Source organism: Pedobacter suwonensis (genome assembly GCF_007833675.1).
GTDB lineage: Bacteria > Bacteroidota > Bacteroidia > Sphingobacteriales > Sphingobacteriaceae > Pedobacter > Pedobacter suwonensis.
The window spans coordinates 4885285-4901931 of the sequence record NZ_CP031708.1; the positions used below are offsets into that span (position 1 = coordinate 4885285).

Below are 16647 nucleotides of genomic sequence, written 5' to 3' on the forward strand. Positions count from 1 at the left end.
TAGACTGCAACTTAGACTCTAAACCCAGACTTCGGACTTCGGTCTACAGACTCCCGACTACCTATGCGTCAAACCTGGTTACTCCGGTAACACCCCTTACTTTTAATAAATTTTTAATCAGGTTTTCCAGGTGTTCGGTATCATTTACAAAAATCATAATCGAACCATCAAAAATCCCCTCATTGGTATCGACGGTAATTGAGCGCATATTTACTTTAAAATCAGTAGAAATCACGCGTGTAATATTGTTGATTAAGCCAACGTCATCAATACCTACAATACGTAAGCCGGTTAAGAAGGTTAATTCCTGTTGTTTATTCCATTTGGCTTTAACCACCCGGTAGCCATAATTGGCCATTAGCTGCGCGGCGTTCGGGCAGTTGGTACGGTGTATTTTTATTCCTTCGCTCACGGTGATGAATCCAAAAACGTCGTCACCAGGTATGGGGTTACAGCAGGCTGCCAACGTATAATCAATACGCTGCATATCTTCTCCAATGAGTAAGATATCAGAATCTCCTCCTTTAATTTTGCTCTTTATTCCATCAACAGAAAGATTTTCAGGGCGTTCGGGACCACGGTGTTCAACTTCTTTTCCGCTTAGCAGGTACTCTTTAATATCTTTTAGTTCTATTTTACCGAGGGCAACATTTACAAAGAGTTCCTGGGTAGATGGTAGTTTAAAGAAATAACTCAGTTTTTGAATGTTATCGGTATTGTAGGTGATTTTAAGCGATTTCAGTTTTCTTTCCAAAATCTCCTTACCATTTTCTGCAATTTTCCGTTTTTCTTCTTTTAGTGATGATTTAATTTTCGATTTGGCTTTAGCCGTAACCACCACATTGAGCCAATCTTCTTTTGGGGTTTGTTTGCTCGAGGTGATGATCTCTACCTGATCGCCATTTTGAAGTTTGTATGAAATAGGAACCAGCTTGTGGTTAACCTTGGCCCCAATACAGGTTGCACCTACATCGGTATGGATCTCGAAAGCAAAATCCAACGCTGTAGCACCTAAAGGCAGTTGGATCAAAGCACCTTTTGGTGTGAAAATAAAAATCTCATCCGAGAAAAGGTTCATTTTAAAATCATCGAGGAAATCCAAAGCGTTGGCCTCAGGATTACTCAACATTTCGCGTACTTTCTGGATCCACTGATCGAGGCCGTTGTCATTGCTCGACTCTTTGTATTTCCAATGCGCGGCGAAACCTTTTTCTGCAATCTCATTCATGCGTTGCGTACGGATCTGTACTTCCACCCATTGCCCGCGCGGTCCCATTACCGTGGTGTGCAAGCTTTCGTATCCATTTCCTTTTGGAGATGATACCCAATCACGTAATCGATCTGGATTTGGACGGTATAAATCGGTTACGATGGAATATGCTTTCCAGCAATCTGCCTTTTCATTTTCGGGAGCCGAATCCAAAATAATCCGGATGGCAAAAAGATCATAAACCTCTTCAAAAGGGATATTTTTCTTTTTCATTTTGTTCCAGATGGAGTGGATCGACTTAGGCCTGCCATAAACATCAGCCACTAAACCTTGTTCGTGCACAATCTCGTCAATAGGCTCTACGAATTTTTTGATGAAGAGTGCACGCTCTGCCTTTTTCTCATTTAATTTTTTTGCAATGAATTTATAGGTGTCAGGATCGAGATATTTCATCGAAAGATCTTCCAACTCTGATTTTATAGCGTATAAACCCAAACGGTGGGCAAGGGGAGCATATAAATAAATAGTTTCTGAAGCGATTTTAAGCTGCTTGTGGCGGGGCATAAAATCCATTGTGCGCATATTGTGCAAACGATCGGCGAGTTTGATCAGGATTACCCTTACATCATCAGCCAGGGTAAGCAACATTTTACGGAAATTCTCTGCCTGTAAAGAGCTGTTGGTGTCAAAAACACCTGATATTTTGGTTAAGCCATCGATTATTTTAGCGGTTTTTTTGCCAAATTCGCGTTCAATATCTTCTAAAGTGATGTCAGTATCCTCTACCACATCGTGCAATAAGGCGCATACAATGGAAGTGGTTCCGAGTCCAATTTCTTCAGCAGCAATCTGCGCAACGGCAATTGGATGGTAAATATAGGGCTCGCCAGATTTGCGCCGCATATCTTTATGGCTTTCGAGTGCCATATCAAAAGCTTTTCGGATTTCTTTTTTATCCCCTTTCTGTAAGGTAGATTTACTTGCCCGAAGTAAGGCCCTGTATCTTTTTAGAATCTCTTGCTTTTCCGCCTCTAAATCAATCACTAACTCTGTTTTCATTTGTATTTTTTGCGTAAAAATTGCGTCTTATTTATGAATAAAACTTATATTAGTTCTGTGAAACAACTAATATATGAAATAACACCTAACTTTGTAAAAGTATAAATTTATGAAATTTAAAGGGCTATTTTTTCTTTGTATTGTAATGATTTATGGTGTTTCACTGCATGCACAGGAACCAACTGCCCCTGTATTCCCTAAATTAGGTAAAAGCGATACGATAAGAGTAGCCTCCACAAATGATAACGGCGTGATGATTCCATGGATGCAACTGAACGAGGTTAACATTTATGCGGCCAGAATCTGGAAATCGCCGGCAGAGCAGGCCGCTTATAACCGTTTACGGTATAACGTATTAAAAGTAATGCCTTATGCCTTGTTTGCCAAACGCCGTTACGAACAGCTGGAGCAGGATTTAGCCAAAACTTCAGAGAAAAAAGAACAGAAACAATTGGTTAAACAATGTGATAAAGAAATAAAAGACATGTTTAACCGCGAGATAAAAGAGTTGACGATTACACAAGGCCAGATTTTAACGAAACTGATTGACCGTGAAGTGGGCAGAACAACCTATGATATTGTGAAACAAACCAAAGGCGGTTTTGCGGCATTTTCGTACCAGATTGTTGCCCGTGTGGTTGGACATAATTTAAAAAGCACTTACGATCCGAATACAGATAGGGATATAGAATCTATTATCCGTACTTCGGGATTTTATCAATAACATACAATGCAGGATCGCATACCCAATATTTATTCCTTTAAGGTGAAGAAAGTTAACGGCGAAGAACAACCGTTATCAGCATATCAAAACAAAGTTGTTTTAATTGTAAATACCGCATCAGAATGTGGTTTAACACCCCAGTTAAAGGAGTTACAGCAACTTAAGGATGAGATTAATAACCCCGATTTTGAAATCCTGGGTTTCCCTTCTAATGATTTTGGAAAGCAGGAACCTTTGAACGGGGCTGATATTGCATCTTTCTGCGAGATCAATCATGGTGTAAAATTTCCGGTTTTTGATAAGATTTTCGTTCGCGGGGAAAATGCTCACCCACTTTATCAATTCCTGAGTGACAAAAAACAAAATGCCAAATTAAGTTCGAAACCCCGGTGGAACTTCCATAAATATATTGTGAACAGAAATGGCGAGCTGGAAGATTATTTCTTCCCGTTCACCAAGCCTTTGAATACGAAAATTAAAAAGAAAATTCAGCAGTTGCTGAGTCAAAATGCCCGATAATTGAATTAGTGAAACCGACATTATTAAAATAATCATTAAGCCAGATGAATAATGATTATTTTAATGATCAAAGGTTCCATCTGACAATTAAAAAACACGAAAACACAGATGAACTTAGATATTTTAGTAATCGCTGTGCATCCTGATGATGCGGAGCTTTGCTGTTCAGGTACGATTTTAAAACATATTGCCCTGGGTAAAAAAGTGGGCATTGTAGATTTAACCAGGGGTGAACTTGGTACAAGAGGGACAGCAGAAACAAGAGATGAAGAAGCGGCAGATTCAGCCAAGATTTTAGGATTGCATATCCGCGAAAATTTAAGGATGAGGGATGGATTTTTTCAGAACGATGAATATCACCGTTTGGAAGTGATTAAAGCCATCAGAAAATATCAACCAGAGATTATTTTGAGTAATGCGCTGGAGGATCGCCACCCCGATCATGGAAGGGCTGGTGACCTGGTTTACGATTCCGTTTTTTTATCAGGTTTGCCAAAAGTAGAAACCTCAATAGATGGGATTAAGCAAGAAGCACATCGCCCCCGATTGTTATTGCAGTTCATTCAAGATCGGTATTTAAAGCCTGATATTATTGTAGATGTATCTGATCATATGGATAAAAAAATCGAATCCATTAAGGCTTTTAAAACACAGTTTTATAATCCCGATGTTGAAGGTCAACAGACCTATATCTCCTCCCCAGAGTTTTTTGAAAGTGTAATCGGTCGTTCAAGGGAGTTTGGTAAAAGCATAGGCGCCACTTTTGGCGAAGGCTTTACTTCGCGAAAATTGTTGGGTGTGGATAATTTGTTTGATTTGAGGTAGGTCTTTTTTTAACCGCAAAGTTCGCAGAGAAAGGTGCAAAGAGCATTGAGTTGGGTACATTTTTTAATGACTTGAAACCTCAAATGTCTTTGTGAAAAAGTTTTGCGCCCTTAGCGGTTAATCTCGGTGTTCCTCTGTGCAAGCCTCAGTGCCTTCTGTGGTAAAAATAAGATGATGCTTTGCGTTTCTTTGCGAAAAACTTTACGCCCTTTGCGGAAAATCGAATCCACTGAAATAGCGCTTTGATCTTAACCACAGAGACTCACAGAGAAAGGCACAAAGAGCATCGAGCTGGGTCCATTTTTTAATGACTTGAAACCTCAAATGTCTTTGTGAAAAAGTTTTGCACCCCTAGCGGTTAATCTCGGTGTTCCTCTGTGCAAGCCTCAGTGCCTTCTGTGGTAAAAATAAGATGATGCTTTGCGTTTCTTTGCGAAAAACTTTACGCCCTTTGCGGAAAATCGAATCCACTGAAATAGCGCTTTGATCTTAACCACAGAGACTCACAGAGAAAGGCACAAAGAGCATCGAGCTGGGTCCATTTTTTAATGACTTGAAACCTCAAATGTCTTTGTGAAAAAGTTTTGCACCCCTAGCGGTTAATCTCCTGTTCCTCTGTGCAAGCCTCAGTGCCTTCTGTGGTAAAAATAAGATGATGCTTTGCGTTTCTTTGCGAAAAACTTTACGCCCTTTGCGGAAAATCGAATCCACTGAAATAGCGCTTTGATCTTAACCACAGAGACTCACAGAGAAAGGCACAAAGAGCATCGAGCTGGGTCCATTTTTTAATGACTTGAAACCTCAAATGTCTTTGTGAAAAAGTTTTGCACCCCTAGCGGTTAATCTCGGTGTTCCTCTGTGCAAGCCTCAGTGCCTTCTGTGGTAAAAATAAGATGATGCTTTGCGTTTCTTTGCGAAAAACTTTACGCCCTTTGCGGAAAATCGAATCCACTGAAATAGCGCTTTGATCTTAACCACAGAGACTCACAGAGAAAGGCACAAAGAGCATCGAGCTGGGGCCATTTTTTAATGACTTGAAACCTCAAGTTTTTTTGTGAAAAAGCTTTGTGCCCTTAGCGGTTAAAATCTCTGTGTTCCTCTGTGCAAACCTCAGTGCCTTCTGTGGTAAAAATAAAATGATGCTTTGCGTTTCTTTGCGGAAAAAATTTGCACCCTTTTCGGAAAATCGAATCCACTGAAATAGCGCTTTGATCTTAACCACAGAGACTCACAGAGAAAGGCACAAAGAGCATCGAGCTGGGTCCATTTTTTAATGACTTGAAAGCTCAAATGTCTTTGTGAAAAAGTTTTGCGCCCTTAGCGGTTAAAATCTCTGTGTTCCTTTGTGCAAACCTCAGTGCCTTCTGTGGTAAAAATAAAATGATGCTTTGCGTTTCTTTGCGGAAAAACTTTGCGCCCTTTGCGGAAAATCGAATCCACTGAAATAATGCTTTGATCTTAACCACAGAGACTCACAGAGAAAGGCACAAAGAGCATCGAGCTGGATCCATTTTTTAATGACTTGAAACCTCAAGTGTCTTTGTGAAAAAGTTTTGCGCCCTTAGCGGTTAAAATCTCTGTGTTCCTCTGTGCAAACCTCAGTGCCTTCTGTGGTAAAAATAAAATGATGCTTAGCGTTTCTTTGCGGAAAAATTTTGCGCCCTTTGCGGTTATTTTGACAGCCCAACAAAACAGCCCTTCATTTGTTATTCTCAAAATGAATAATAATGGCGAATATATTTTCATCTCTCAAAAACGCTTACCGTCTTTTTAAACATGTAGATTTCGATAAGCTGGAAGCTTTATCAAAAAAAGTCGATTTACCTAAAATGGTCGAAACGATCTCGAGCCTGGATGATAAACAGATTCAGGGAATGATGAAAATGATGGGCGGATCTGGCAAAAAGAAAGCGTTGCCACCTATAGAAGGCGACTTTTATCATTTGGGCGATGAAGCATTAAAAGATGAGGACCGTGCGCTCCAGTTGAAAGTGCGTGCCTTTTTGGAACAGGAAGTGAAACCCATCGTTAACCATTACTGGAACAAAGCCGAGTTTCCATTTGAAATTATTCCAAAACTTGCCGAGCTCAATATTTGTGGTTTAACCTACAAAGGTTATGGCTGTCCGGGGAAATCCAATTTGATGGAAGGCATTTTAGCGATGGAGATGGCCAGGATCGATACTTCTATATCAACTTTTTTTGGTGTACAGAGTGGCCTGGCCATGGGTTCAATATACTTATGTGGCTCGGAGGAACAAAAACAGCAGTGGCTGCCGCTGATGCAACAATTTAAAATCATTGGGGCATTTGGGTTAACTGAGCCGGAAGTAGGGTCTGCTGCTGCCGGCGGACTAACCACTACATGTAAAAAAGTAAATGGAAAATGGATATTAAACGGTCAGAAAAAATGGATCGGTAATGCCACTTTTGCAGATATCTTAATTATCTGGGCACGTGATGAAGAAAGCGGGGACGTAAAAGGGTTTATCGTGAAGAAAGATAATCCGGGTTTTGCTGTAGAGAAAATGCAGGATAAAATGGCCTTAAGGATTGTACAGAATGGCTTGATTACCTTAACCGACTGTGAGGTAGAAGAAGCCGATCGCCTGCAAAATGCAAACTCATTTAAAGATACGGCAAAGGTTTTGCAAATGACACGTGCAGGAGTAGCCTGGCAGGCAGTAGGTTGTGCGCGAGGCGCTTATGAAAATGCCCTGGAATATACACGCACCCGAAAACAGTTTGGTAAACCCATTGCATCTTTTCAATTGATTCAAAATCACCTGGTAGAAATGTTATCGAATTTAACGGCGATGCAAACACTTTGTTTCCGTTTATCACAACTGCAAGACCAAGGTTTGTTAAAAGATGAACATGCTTCGCTGGCCAAGGTTTTCTGTTCATTAAGAACGCGCGATGTAGTAAGCAAAGCAAGAGAAGTGATGGGCGGAAATGGTATTTTACTCGAATATAACGTAGCACGTTTTGTGGCTGATGCTGAAGCCATTTATTCGTATGAGGGCACTAAAGAAATTAATACACTGATTGTAGGTAGGGCCATAACAGGCTATTCAGCTTTTGTTTAGGGGTTGGGAAAACTCACGAAGTTTAAAGGGCTAATGCGCTGGGAAAATTTGTGAGTTTAATGTTGGGTCTGAGCTAAATTATATTAGATACTTGTCAGTCTGAGCGTAGTCGAAGACTGATGTAAGGATGATAAATAGCAGGATTTTTTAGGTTTAGGAAATGAATGTCAGCATTTCATAGGTGCTTCAGTCCTGCCATTCGCTATAGCCCGATGGAAAAATCCGGGCTGCCGCTGCTGTCAGGTTTATTGAACAAAGGTTTTTTGAATACATCCCTATCCTTTTCGTAGAGTTAAGCGCAGCGTCTCTACGAATTGGCTAATGGTAATGAGTTTTCAAACTCAATGATTGATTACGAATTAAAGACGCTTTTCTAATTATTAAATTTTATGTCAGTCTGAGCGTAGTCGAAGACTTAGGTTTAGGAAATGAACGTCAGCATTTCATAGGTGCTTCAGTCCTGCCATTCGCTGCAATCTTTTTGCTGGTTTTGTAGTGCTCGGTTTATCGCAGTGTTTCATCGCTTGCAGATGCTTCGTGCCTCAGCATGACAGCCTATTAAGGTTGCTGCAGGCAAAAAGGATTTTCGCTGTTGTCAGGTTTATTGAACAAGGGCCTGTTTTCAAGGCACAAAACGTTGTTAATAAATCCGATATGAGCGGGAGTATATTTGCCAAATGCTCAGAACCCTTCATTTCCAAATAAATAAGGTTTAATTTTTTTGCTAACTAATGTGCCGAATGTTCCGTTTAATAAGGGTGTTTATTAAAGGCCACCTGGCTCATTGCACTTTTTTCATATAACGCAATACAGTCCTTGTTAAAAACCGGATCGAAATTTACTTCGCCTGGCGTTAAGCTTGGTGGAATCTTCCCATTATGCATAAAGAAATACACTTTGGTATTACCGTATTTAGTATGTGGCATTAAATTACCATAATCTTTCATTTCTTTCCAGATCGAATCTTTAACTGTCACCACGTAAATCCGTTGTATTGGGCCAGTGTTATTGTCATTTCTATACTTAATCACTTCTTTAAAGCCAGCTTTCATATCACTAATCCCTGGCTGATCAAAAACATTTTTAACCATAAAAAAGATCAATACTAAAACTCCTGCAATTAGGAAATAAACAAACGATTTTCGCTTCATGCTTACAATAAAGGCAATATTTTTTCCATAACGGTCAGGCCTTCGTCAATATGCTTTTGCTCAATGCAAAGTGCCGGGCGGAAACGGATGGTTCGCTCACCACAGCCTAAAAACATCACATTGTTTTCCAGCCCCTTGCCAATAAAGGCATTGCGCAGTTCTTTTGTCGGGAAATCGAAAGAACATAATAATCCTCTTCCGCGTACATTTGTCATCTGATCAAATTTATGCGCCAGGTTTTCTAATTGATCTTTTAAGTATTTGCCTACTTTTGCTGCGTTCTCACATAGCTGATCCTCTTCCACGATCTGTAAAATCTGGGAAGAACGCACCATGTCCACTAAATTGCCTCCCCATGTTGAGTTAATCCGGCTGGGTACTTTAAATACATTGCTTTCAATTTCGTCTACCTTATTACCAACAAGAATGCCACAAACCTGCATTTTTTTGCCAAAAGCGATAATATCTGGCCGGGCTTTTTCGCTAAAGTGCTGGTGGCACCAGAATCTACCGGTTAACCCCACACCGGTTTGTACTTCATCATAAATCAAAAAAGCATCATTTTCATCGGCCAATGTTTTAAGCTGGATTAAAAACTCTTCCCGCAGATGGTTATCTCCACCTTCTGATTGGATCGGTTCTATAATAATGGCACAGATTTCATCTTTATTTTCTGCAAAGGCTTTTTTAATCTGGGCGAGCGAGGCTTCTTCAGTTGCAATGGCATGATTTAAGTTATCTCCGGAAAGTGGAAAGCTAACTTCCGGAACAGCTACCCTTGGCCAATTGAACTTGGCAAACCATTTTGTTTTATCTGGCAGGGTATTGGTTAAACTCAGTGTGTAACCCGTACGGCCATGAAAAGCCTTTTCGAAGTGCAAAACCTTGAAACCTTTTTCTTCGGTATATCCCTTGGCAAAGTTTTTTTGAACTTTCCAGTCCATGGCAACCTTAATGGCATTTTCTACCGCCAAGCCTCCACCTGCAATAAAAAAAGCATGGGGCAGATAATCAGGAATGCCAATTTTGGAAAATGTTTCCAGGAATTGTGCATACTGCTGGGTGTAAACATCGGAATTTGATGGATTGGCCAGAGCAGCCAGTAAAAGATTCTTTTTAAAAGCTTCATCATCAACCATTTTTGGGTGGTTGTAACCTAAAGGAACGGAAGCAAAACAAGTGAAAAAATCGAGTAAAGTCCTATTGTATTTAGAGTCGTAAATGTAAGCGCCATGGCTTTTTTCCATATCATAGGTCAGGTCGAAACCATCGGCCAAAATGTGTTTACTTAACGATTCGTTAACGCGATCTGAAGGTACTGTTAATTGATACATAAACTTGGTTTTGGTATAATCCAAATTTAGTTAAATGTGCCTAAAATCAAAATTTAAGCACTTTTTCTACACTTTGCCTAAAAAATAGGTTTAAACAGTTTAAAGTATGATTATAGACAAAAACCGATTTTGGACTTCACATATGTGGAAAACTTTTTCGGTAAAATCGCATTTGAGCAATACATCTTTTACTCTTAAATTGAGAGATATGAATGATATCTTACAATTTGTCAAGAAAATCCAGGTACAGCGGAACACTTTTTTCAACCCATTCTTTTGAAGCATTGTGCTCAATTCCATAATAGGCAAAAAATGGTCTATAATCGGCCTTAACATATTCAAAAGAAAGCTCAAAAGGACGTGTGAGTTCTTCAAGTGGATATTTGTAAATACCTGAAGAACTGAGTTCCTCCTGATCTACACCTAATGAAATGGCCAGTGCAATTTTCTTTCCCGCAACCTTGTAGCCGCTTTTGCTTCCATATGCCCAACCATGCGTAAGGACCTCATCTAGCCACTTTTTAAAAAAGGCCGGGCAGTTAAACCAATAATAAGGGAACTGAAATACTATCTTTTCATATGCTTCGATCAGTTTTTGCTCAGCAGGCACATCAATTTTCTCATCAGGATAAACTTCATGCAATTGATGCACATGGAATTTATCAGGGAATTTACCAAGTTCTTCGATCCACCTTCTGTTAACAACAGAGTTTTGAATATCAGGATGAATGACGATAATGAGTGTTTTCATTTTAGCAGTCTTAAATTATTAACCACAAAAATAAGGTAGCTTACATAGAATATGTATATTGGCTACCAATTGTATGGTACTATAAAAAATGTAAGTAATGTCTAAAATCAAGGAAACATCGACTAATTACGCCAATAAACAGGCATTGGCCGAGGAATGTCCAGAGGTTTATGCGGCCAATATTATTGGTGGGCAGTGGGCATTGGTCATCTGTTCCTGGCTAATTAACGGCAAACTCAGGTTTGGTGAACTGAAAAAATTGTTGCCTAATATTACCGAACGGATGTTGACTCTTCAACTCAGAAAACTGGAAGAGAACAAAATTGTTAAGCGAACTGTTTATGCTGAAGTACCACCACGTGTAGAATACGAACTCACACCGATAGGTTACGAACTTAAAGCCATTATAAAACAACTGGAAAGCTGGGGAGATAAGCACAAAGCGTTGGATTCTGCAAACCGCTCAAAAACGACCAAAGCTCTTAAGTAAGCAGGACTTTCTAGAACTTGTCCTTCATTCCAAAAAGGCCCATCAGGCCTCCGGTATGAATAGCCAATACCTTTTCTTCTTTGCCGATAATGCCTTGTTTTGCTAAATCCTGGATGGCATAAAACATTTTAGCCGTATAAACCGGATCTAAAAGCAGTCCGCTTTTTGCCGTAAAGTTCTTGATGAAACTAATCAGTGCGGGAGTGGTTTTGGCATAGCCACCAAAATGATAATCGAGGTGGAGTTCGAGATGATCAGACACTGGCGTATATTGTGCTATTTCTTCCCTAATAAAAGAAGCCCCCTTTAACACCGGGATGATATGTAGTTTTGTATCTAATCCATGCTGCTGAAGTCCGCGAAGCAGCCCTGCCGCAGTAGTTCCTGTTCCGGCAGCACAAAAAATGTGATCATAAGGGGTTGATAATTCGTTAATTATCTCTGCACAGCCAATAGTGGCTTCCATAGAGGCGCCTCCCTCATTTACAAAATAAGCCTGTTCATAAGAAGCAAAATTTGAATTAAACAAATTATGCTTATCCCGATAACTTTCACGGTCGGTGAAAATGAGTTTCATTCCAAATAACTGGCAAAGCAATAACATCTCATTTTTTACTTCTTCCCCACGTACAAAAGCGGTTGATGTAAACCCTGAGCGTGATGCTGCAGCTGCTGTAGCGACCAAGTGATTCGAGTAAGCACCACCGAAAGTAACCAGGTGCGTCTTGCGGTCGGCTTTGGCTTTAGCCAGAATATGTTTGAGTTTACGCCACTTATTGCCCGAAATGTAAGGGTCTATAAGATCATCCCTTTTAACGAACAGGTTTTTTAAAGGTGGAAATGCTATTTTCTGTACCGGGCTATATATTTCTTCAAACACGTGTAAAAATAAAAAACACCTGAATATTTCAGGTGTTTTTGAACCATTATTATGCCTGTAAGTTTTTTATTTACCAATGCCTAAACCGATACCGGCATTAACCATGCTGTATTTTGCCTGCGTATAGGAACCATAAAACTTAAAGAAACCAAACTTTAGCTGAAAGCCTAAACTTGCTCTTACGCCATTGATATCCCTTTGATTTACAGCAATCGGGTCGGTGTAGTTTACTGATTGGCCATTACCGGTATCAAAAGAGTAGGTACCCAAAGCCTTTAAATCCGTATTGGAAGTTTGATACCCCACACTTGCAAATGGCGTAAAAAACAAAATTTGTTTTGATACAATGGCGTCAAAATTTACACCATTGAACTTGGCATCAATGCGTTGGTCTGAATTTGCATTATTGTTAATATTCAACGGCAAATTATATTTGTATTGGGTAAATCCTCCTGCTACAGCAATATCTACCGGAATCAATTTCTCTGTAGTCGAACCCATAAAAAGTGGCAGCAATTCTACTTTTGCACCGAAGCCGATCATTGATAAACTTCCAAGGTCGCTACCCAGTTTTATTTTAGGCATAGCTCTTAAAGTAACATCAATGTTTTTGGGCAGTCCCAAGGTAGCCTGTAATTGTACTGCAGGTACAACATGGAAGCCCAAACCTTTAGGAAGATTAAAAAATGATGTAGTAGGTTGTCCGTTACTGGTGTAGATCTGCATTTTCCCGCCAACCTCATCGTTACCAAAAGCAGTGGGACCTATAGATGATGAACCAACTGCCGGCCTGATATTGTTCAGACCCAGCGTATTTACATCATAGCTGCGGGCTGATTGTGGCACAAAGGCGCCCGAAACCGAAAAGCGGGCATCGAATTTTAACAAACCTTTAGATTTTGCGGTATTACTCCAGCCATCCGTTAAGCCAATGCCCAAACCTTTGTATAAGGGATCGAAATAAGCATTGATTAATTTAGTCGCATCGGCGGGACCAGACTTAAAAAGGTCTCCAATATTCTGTTGTGCATTAGCCTTTTTAGCCGTAATCAATAACATTAAGGCACACATCGCCTTTAAGGTGTAGTATTTTTTCATAGAGGGAGATTTAAAAGATTTTCATTGTTAGTAAATATAATGCTGTTTTTGCGAAAACTGTAATCATTAAAAAAATCTTGAAGTTAAAAGTTTATTTTTGCGCCATGGAAAATGTGGCTGGATTGCAGGAATCAGAAGAACAGGAGTTATACGAACATTTAAAAATTATTGTGGATAAAGGGCAGTCGTTACTGCGTATCGATAAATTTTTGATGGTACGTGTAGAAAATGCCTCGAGAAACCGTATTCAAAATGCAATTGATGCAGGAAACGTACTGGTTAACCAGAAACAGATAAAGGCCAGTTATAAAGTTAAGCCTTTTGATGAGATATCTATCGTTTTACCTCATCCGCCACGAGATACAGAAGTTTATCCCGAAGATATTCCACTGGATATTATTTACGAAGATGGTGATTTACTTGTGGTAAACAAGCCTGCCGGAATGGTTGTACATCCTGGTTTCAATAATTATACCGGAACATTGGTTAATGCTTTGGCATTCCATTTTGAGCAACTCCCTCAGCTACCCGGAAATGACGGCCGCCCGGGCCTGGTGCACCGCATTGATAAAGATACTTCAGGCTTACTGTTGATCAGTAAAAATGAAAAGTCGATTACACACCTTGCGCGCCAGTTTTTCGATCACAGCATTACCCGTAAATATATTGCGTTGGTTTGGGGCGATATTGAAAATGATGGTACCGTTACAGGTTATATTGGCCGTAGTGTAAAGGATCGCCGTGTAATGGATATTTACGATGATGAAGAAAAAGGCAAATGGTCTGTAACGCATTATAAAGTACTAAAGCGGTTGGGATATGTTACTTTGATCAGTTGCGAACTCGAAACTGGTCGTACGCACCAGATCAGGGCTCACATGCAACACATTGGTCATCCCTTGTTCAACGATGCCATGTATGGTGGTGATAAGATTTTAAAAGGTACTACGTTTAATAAATACAAACAGTTTGTAGATAATTGTTTTGAATTGCTGCCCCGTCAGGCCTTGCATGCGCAAAGTCTGGGTTTTATCCATCCCACTACTAAAGAGTACATGTATTTCGAATCGCCGTTACCGTCCGATTTTAAAGCCGGATTAACCAAATGGGAAAATTATATCGCAACATCATAAAATATGCTTCAAGAGTACCTCTTATTTAATGATGAATTTCAGGCGGTTGATGCCCCAATTTTGACAGCGGCTAACCGAAGTTTCAAATTTGGCGATGGATTGTTTGAAAGTATGCGCATGATCAATAATAAGCTGCAATTTGCAGACTTACATGCTGATCGGTTAAGTGCTGGCATGAAAGCACTAAAAATAGACGGACATGCTTTGATGGACGATTATTTTCTGCGCCAGAAAACAGCTGATTTGACAAAAAGGAACAAATGGAACGGCAATGTTCGGTTCCGACTTTCTGTTTACAGGGGAGGGGCTGGAGTATACACACCTGAAATTAATAAAGCTGGTTATATTCTGGAGGGTATTCCGCTAAAAGCCTCTACATACGAGTTAAACAGCAAAGGCTTGATCATTGATGTTTTTGACGAAATGACCAAACCAGTTAATAAACTCTCGAATTTTAAAACAGCTAATGCACTGCTTTATGTTATGGCCGGGCTTTTTAAAAGTCAGCACCGCCTTGATGAGGCGATGATCCTGAATCAATATGGTTTTCTTTGCGAAAGCATCAGTGCAAATGTTTTTGTGGTGTACAACAAACAGATTTATACACCAGCCCTTGCCGAAGGTTGCATCAGCGGCGTAATGCGTACAGCTATTATGCAGTTGTGCAAAATGAACGATATGCCTTTGATTGAGGCGCAGATCAATCCGGAAATCTTAAAAGAAGCTGAAGAAGTTTTTATTACCAATGCTACGCAAGGCATACAATGGGTAATGGGCTATGGTAGGAAACGTTATTTTAACGAGGTTTCGAAGTTTTTGTCGGAGAAGCTGAACGCCATTTAGTTATAAGTTCATTAGTCATTGATTTATTTGTGTTTGGTTGTTTATTTACTGAAGCACTCATTACTTTTTTGGAAAGCAAAGCTTGTGGTGCTTCGGTTCCGCTAGTCCCGCCCTTTGCTTAATCCCGATAAAATTTCCTTCAGGATAAACAGTTCCTAATCGGGATAACGCTGCCGGTCGGGTTTATTTGACATTGGACCATGCACTGACTGTGCCACCTAAACCCGATCAAAGCGGGATGCCGATTCCTTCAAATTGGCAGAAGCGGGAGCGGGGCTGTATTGACATATAAGCTACTGTTACTGCTTTCCAAAAAAGAATAATGAACTAAGTTCATCAGGCACAGATTTATTCCACTTCTTTTTTGGAAAGCAAAGTTGTGGTGCTTCGGTTCCGCTAGTCCCGCCCTTTGCTTAATCCCGATAAAATTTCCTTCAAGATAAAAAGTTCCTAATCGGGATAATGCTGCCCGTTGCAGGCGGATGATCGAAGTATGATTTCTTAAATAAAAAATCTAGCTTTATTTAAAAGATCCTTCATTGCATTCAGGGCGACATGTAATATAAGTTATTCGACTCCAGATTGATGACTTCGGACTAAAGACTTTAGACTAAGGACTACTACAACCGTATTCCTCTTAAAAAATCTTCTATCGGCATGCGTTTTTTGCCCTCATACTGAATGTCCAATAGTTTGATAAAACCATCTTTAGCGGCGAATTTTAAAAAAGTTTTGCCGTCGGTTAAAAAGCCTCCGGCAACAATACCTGGTTCTTTATGCTCTATTTCGGCCTTAAATATTTTTAAGGTTTTATCATTTAAAAAAGTAAAGGCGGTAGGATATGGGCTTAACCCGCGGATTAAGTTATATATCATTTGTGCTGGGTTGTTCCAGTCGATTTTGCAATCTTCTTTGAAAATTTTCGGCGCATGTTTTAAGCTGCCGCTTTGTGGCTGCGGTTGTTCGCTAACCTCACCGGCCTCAATGGCTTTAAGCGTTTTTACCAATAGGTTGGCGCCAATGTGCATCAGTTTATCATGCAGATCGCCAGCGGTTTCGTTATCAGCGATTGGGGTACTCTCGCTTAGGATAATATTGCCGGTATCAATTTCATGTGTGAGGAAAAAAGTGGTTACGCCACTCTCTTTTTCTCCGTTTATGATGGCGTGGTTTATTGGAGCCGCACCCCGGTATTGCGGTAAGAGCGATCCATGAAGATTAATGGTTCCTTTTGGCGGCATATTCCATACCACTTCTGGTAACATTCTAAAAGCCACCACTACCTGTAAATCTGCATGATATGATTTGAGTTGCTCAATAAATTCAGGGTTTTTTAATTTTTCGGGTTGCAGAATATCGATCCCTTTTTCTACCGCGTATTTTTTTACCGCACTTTCACTTAGTTTCTGCCCACGCCCTGCAGGCTTGTCTGGCGCAGTAACCACTGCAACCACATCAAAATTGGCTTTTACCAAGGCATCTAAAGAGGCTACCGCAAAATCGGGCGTACCCATAAAAACTATTTTCATACGAAAGTGTTG

General features: G+C 40.1%; 14 protein-coding genes. 7 read left to right on the plus strand and 7 right to left on the minus strand.

Translation table 11 applies throughout. The features are described from left to right. Positions 1 to 61: 61 nt before the first annotated feature. A complete protein-coding gene (locus tag DV942_RS20115) occupies positions 62 to 2269 on the minus strand; it encodes a RelA/SpoT family protein (RefSeq protein WP_145860499.1) in 2208 nt (735 codons plus the stop codon). Between the two features lie 109 nt (positions 2270 to 2378). On the opposite strand from DV942_RS20115, the gene DV942_RS20120 reads away from it, so the two are divergent. The 4 genes from DV942_RS20120 (at position 2379) to DV942_RS20135 (ending at position 7426) form a co-directional block, all read left to right on the plus strand. After that, the gene (locus DV942_RS20120; RefSeq protein ID WP_145860500.1) at positions 2379 to 2993 is read left to right on the plus strand and encodes a DUF4294 domain-containing protein; all 615 of its coding nucleotides are present in this window, start codon (positions 2379 to 2381) and stop codon (positions 2991 to 2993) included. A gap of 6 nt (positions 2994 to 2999) precedes the next feature. Next, the gene (locus DV942_RS20125; RefSeq protein WP_145860503.1) at positions 3000 to 3512 is read left to right on the plus strand and encodes a glutathione peroxidase; all 513 of its coding nucleotides are present in this window, start codon (positions 3000 to 3002) and stop codon (positions 3510 to 3512) included. Between the two features lie 108 nt (positions 3513 to 3620). Continuing rightward, complete coding sequence (gene bshB1 / locus DV942_RS20130; protein WP_090985235.1) at positions 3621 to 4337, plus strand: bacillithiol biosynthesis deacetylase BshB1; 717 nt, start codon at positions 3621 to 3623, stop codon at positions 4335 to 4337. A gap of 1727 nt (positions 4338 to 6064) precedes the next feature. After that, positions 6065 to 7426, plus strand: a complete 1362-nt coding sequence (locus DV942_RS20135; protein ID WP_145860505.1) for an acyl-CoA dehydrogenase family protein — start codon at positions 6065 to 6067, stop codon at positions 7424 to 7426. Between the two features lie 749 nt (positions 7427 to 8175). On the opposite strand, the gene DV942_RS20140 is transcribed toward DV942_RS20135, so the two are convergent. From DV942_RS20140 to DV942_RS20150, 3 genes are all read right to left on the minus strand, one after another. Then, positions 8176 to 8577 (minus strand): hypothetical protein, encoded by a 402-nt coding sequence (locus DV942_RS20140; RefSeq protein WP_145860508.1) that lies wholly within the window; start codon positions 8575 to 8577, stop codon positions 8176 to 8178. Positions 8578 to 8579: 2 nt separating this feature from the next. Further along, positions 8580 to 9911, minus strand: coding sequence for an L-lysine 6-transaminase (lat, locus tag DV942_RS20145; RefSeq protein ID WP_145860510.1), 1332 nt, complete (start codon positions 9909 to 9911; stop codon positions 8580 to 8582). A 220-nt stretch (positions 9912 to 10131) separates the two neighbouring features. Next, positions 10132 to 10662 (minus strand): NAD(P)H-dependent oxidoreductase, encoded by a 531-nt coding sequence (locus DV942_RS20150; RefSeq protein WP_090985223.1) that lies wholly within the window; start codon positions 10660 to 10662, stop codon positions 10132 to 10134. A 97-nt stretch (positions 10663 to 10759) separates the two neighbouring features. Between DV942_RS20150 and DV942_RS20155 the strand changes: the two genes are divergently transcribed. Next, positions 10760 to 11152: a winged helix-turn-helix transcriptional regulator gene (locus DV942_RS20155; RefSeq protein ID WP_145860512.1), complete on the plus strand. Its 393-nt coding sequence runs from the start codon at positions 10760 to 10762 to the stop codon at positions 11150 to 11152. A 10-nt stretch (positions 11153 to 11162) separates the two neighbouring features. On the opposite strand, the gene DV942_RS20160 is transcribed toward DV942_RS20155, so the two are convergent. Both DV942_RS20160 and DV942_RS20165 read right to left on the minus strand, forming a co-directional pair. After that, entirely contained in the window at positions 11163 to 12032 is an 870-nt protein-coding gene (locus DV942_RS20160) for a 1-aminocyclopropane-1-carboxylate deaminase/D-cysteine desulfhydrase (RefSeq protein WP_145860515.1), read from the minus strand. Positions 12033 to 12098: 66 nt separating this feature from the next. Beyond that, positions 12099 to 13130, minus strand: a complete 1032-nt coding sequence (locus DV942_RS20165) for a DUF6588 family protein (RefSeq protein WP_145860517.1) — start codon at positions 13128 to 13130, stop codon at positions 12099 to 12101. Positions 13131 to 13234: 104 nt separating this feature from the next. On the opposite strand from DV942_RS20165, the gene DV942_RS20170 reads away from it, so the two are divergent. Next, entirely contained in the window at positions 13235 to 14263 is a 1029-nt protein-coding gene (locus DV942_RS20170) for an RluA family pseudouridine synthase (RefSeq protein ID WP_145861887.1), read from the plus strand. A gap of 3 nt (positions 14264 to 14266) precedes the next feature. After that, entirely contained in the window at positions 14267 to 15106 is an 840-nt protein-coding gene (locus tag DV942_RS20175) for an aminotransferase class IV (protein WP_145860519.1), read from the plus strand. Positions 15107 to 15726: 620 nt separating this feature from the next. On the opposite strand, the gene fmt is transcribed toward DV942_RS20175, so the two are convergent. Then, positions 15727 to 16635 carry a methionyl-tRNA formyltransferase gene (fmt, locus tag DV942_RS20180; RefSeq protein WP_145860521.1) on the minus strand — a complete coding sequence of 303 codons (909 nt, stop codon included), beginning with the start codon at positions 16633 to 16635 and terminating at the stop codon, positions 15727 to 15729. Positions 16636 to 16647 lie beyond the last annotated feature (12 nt).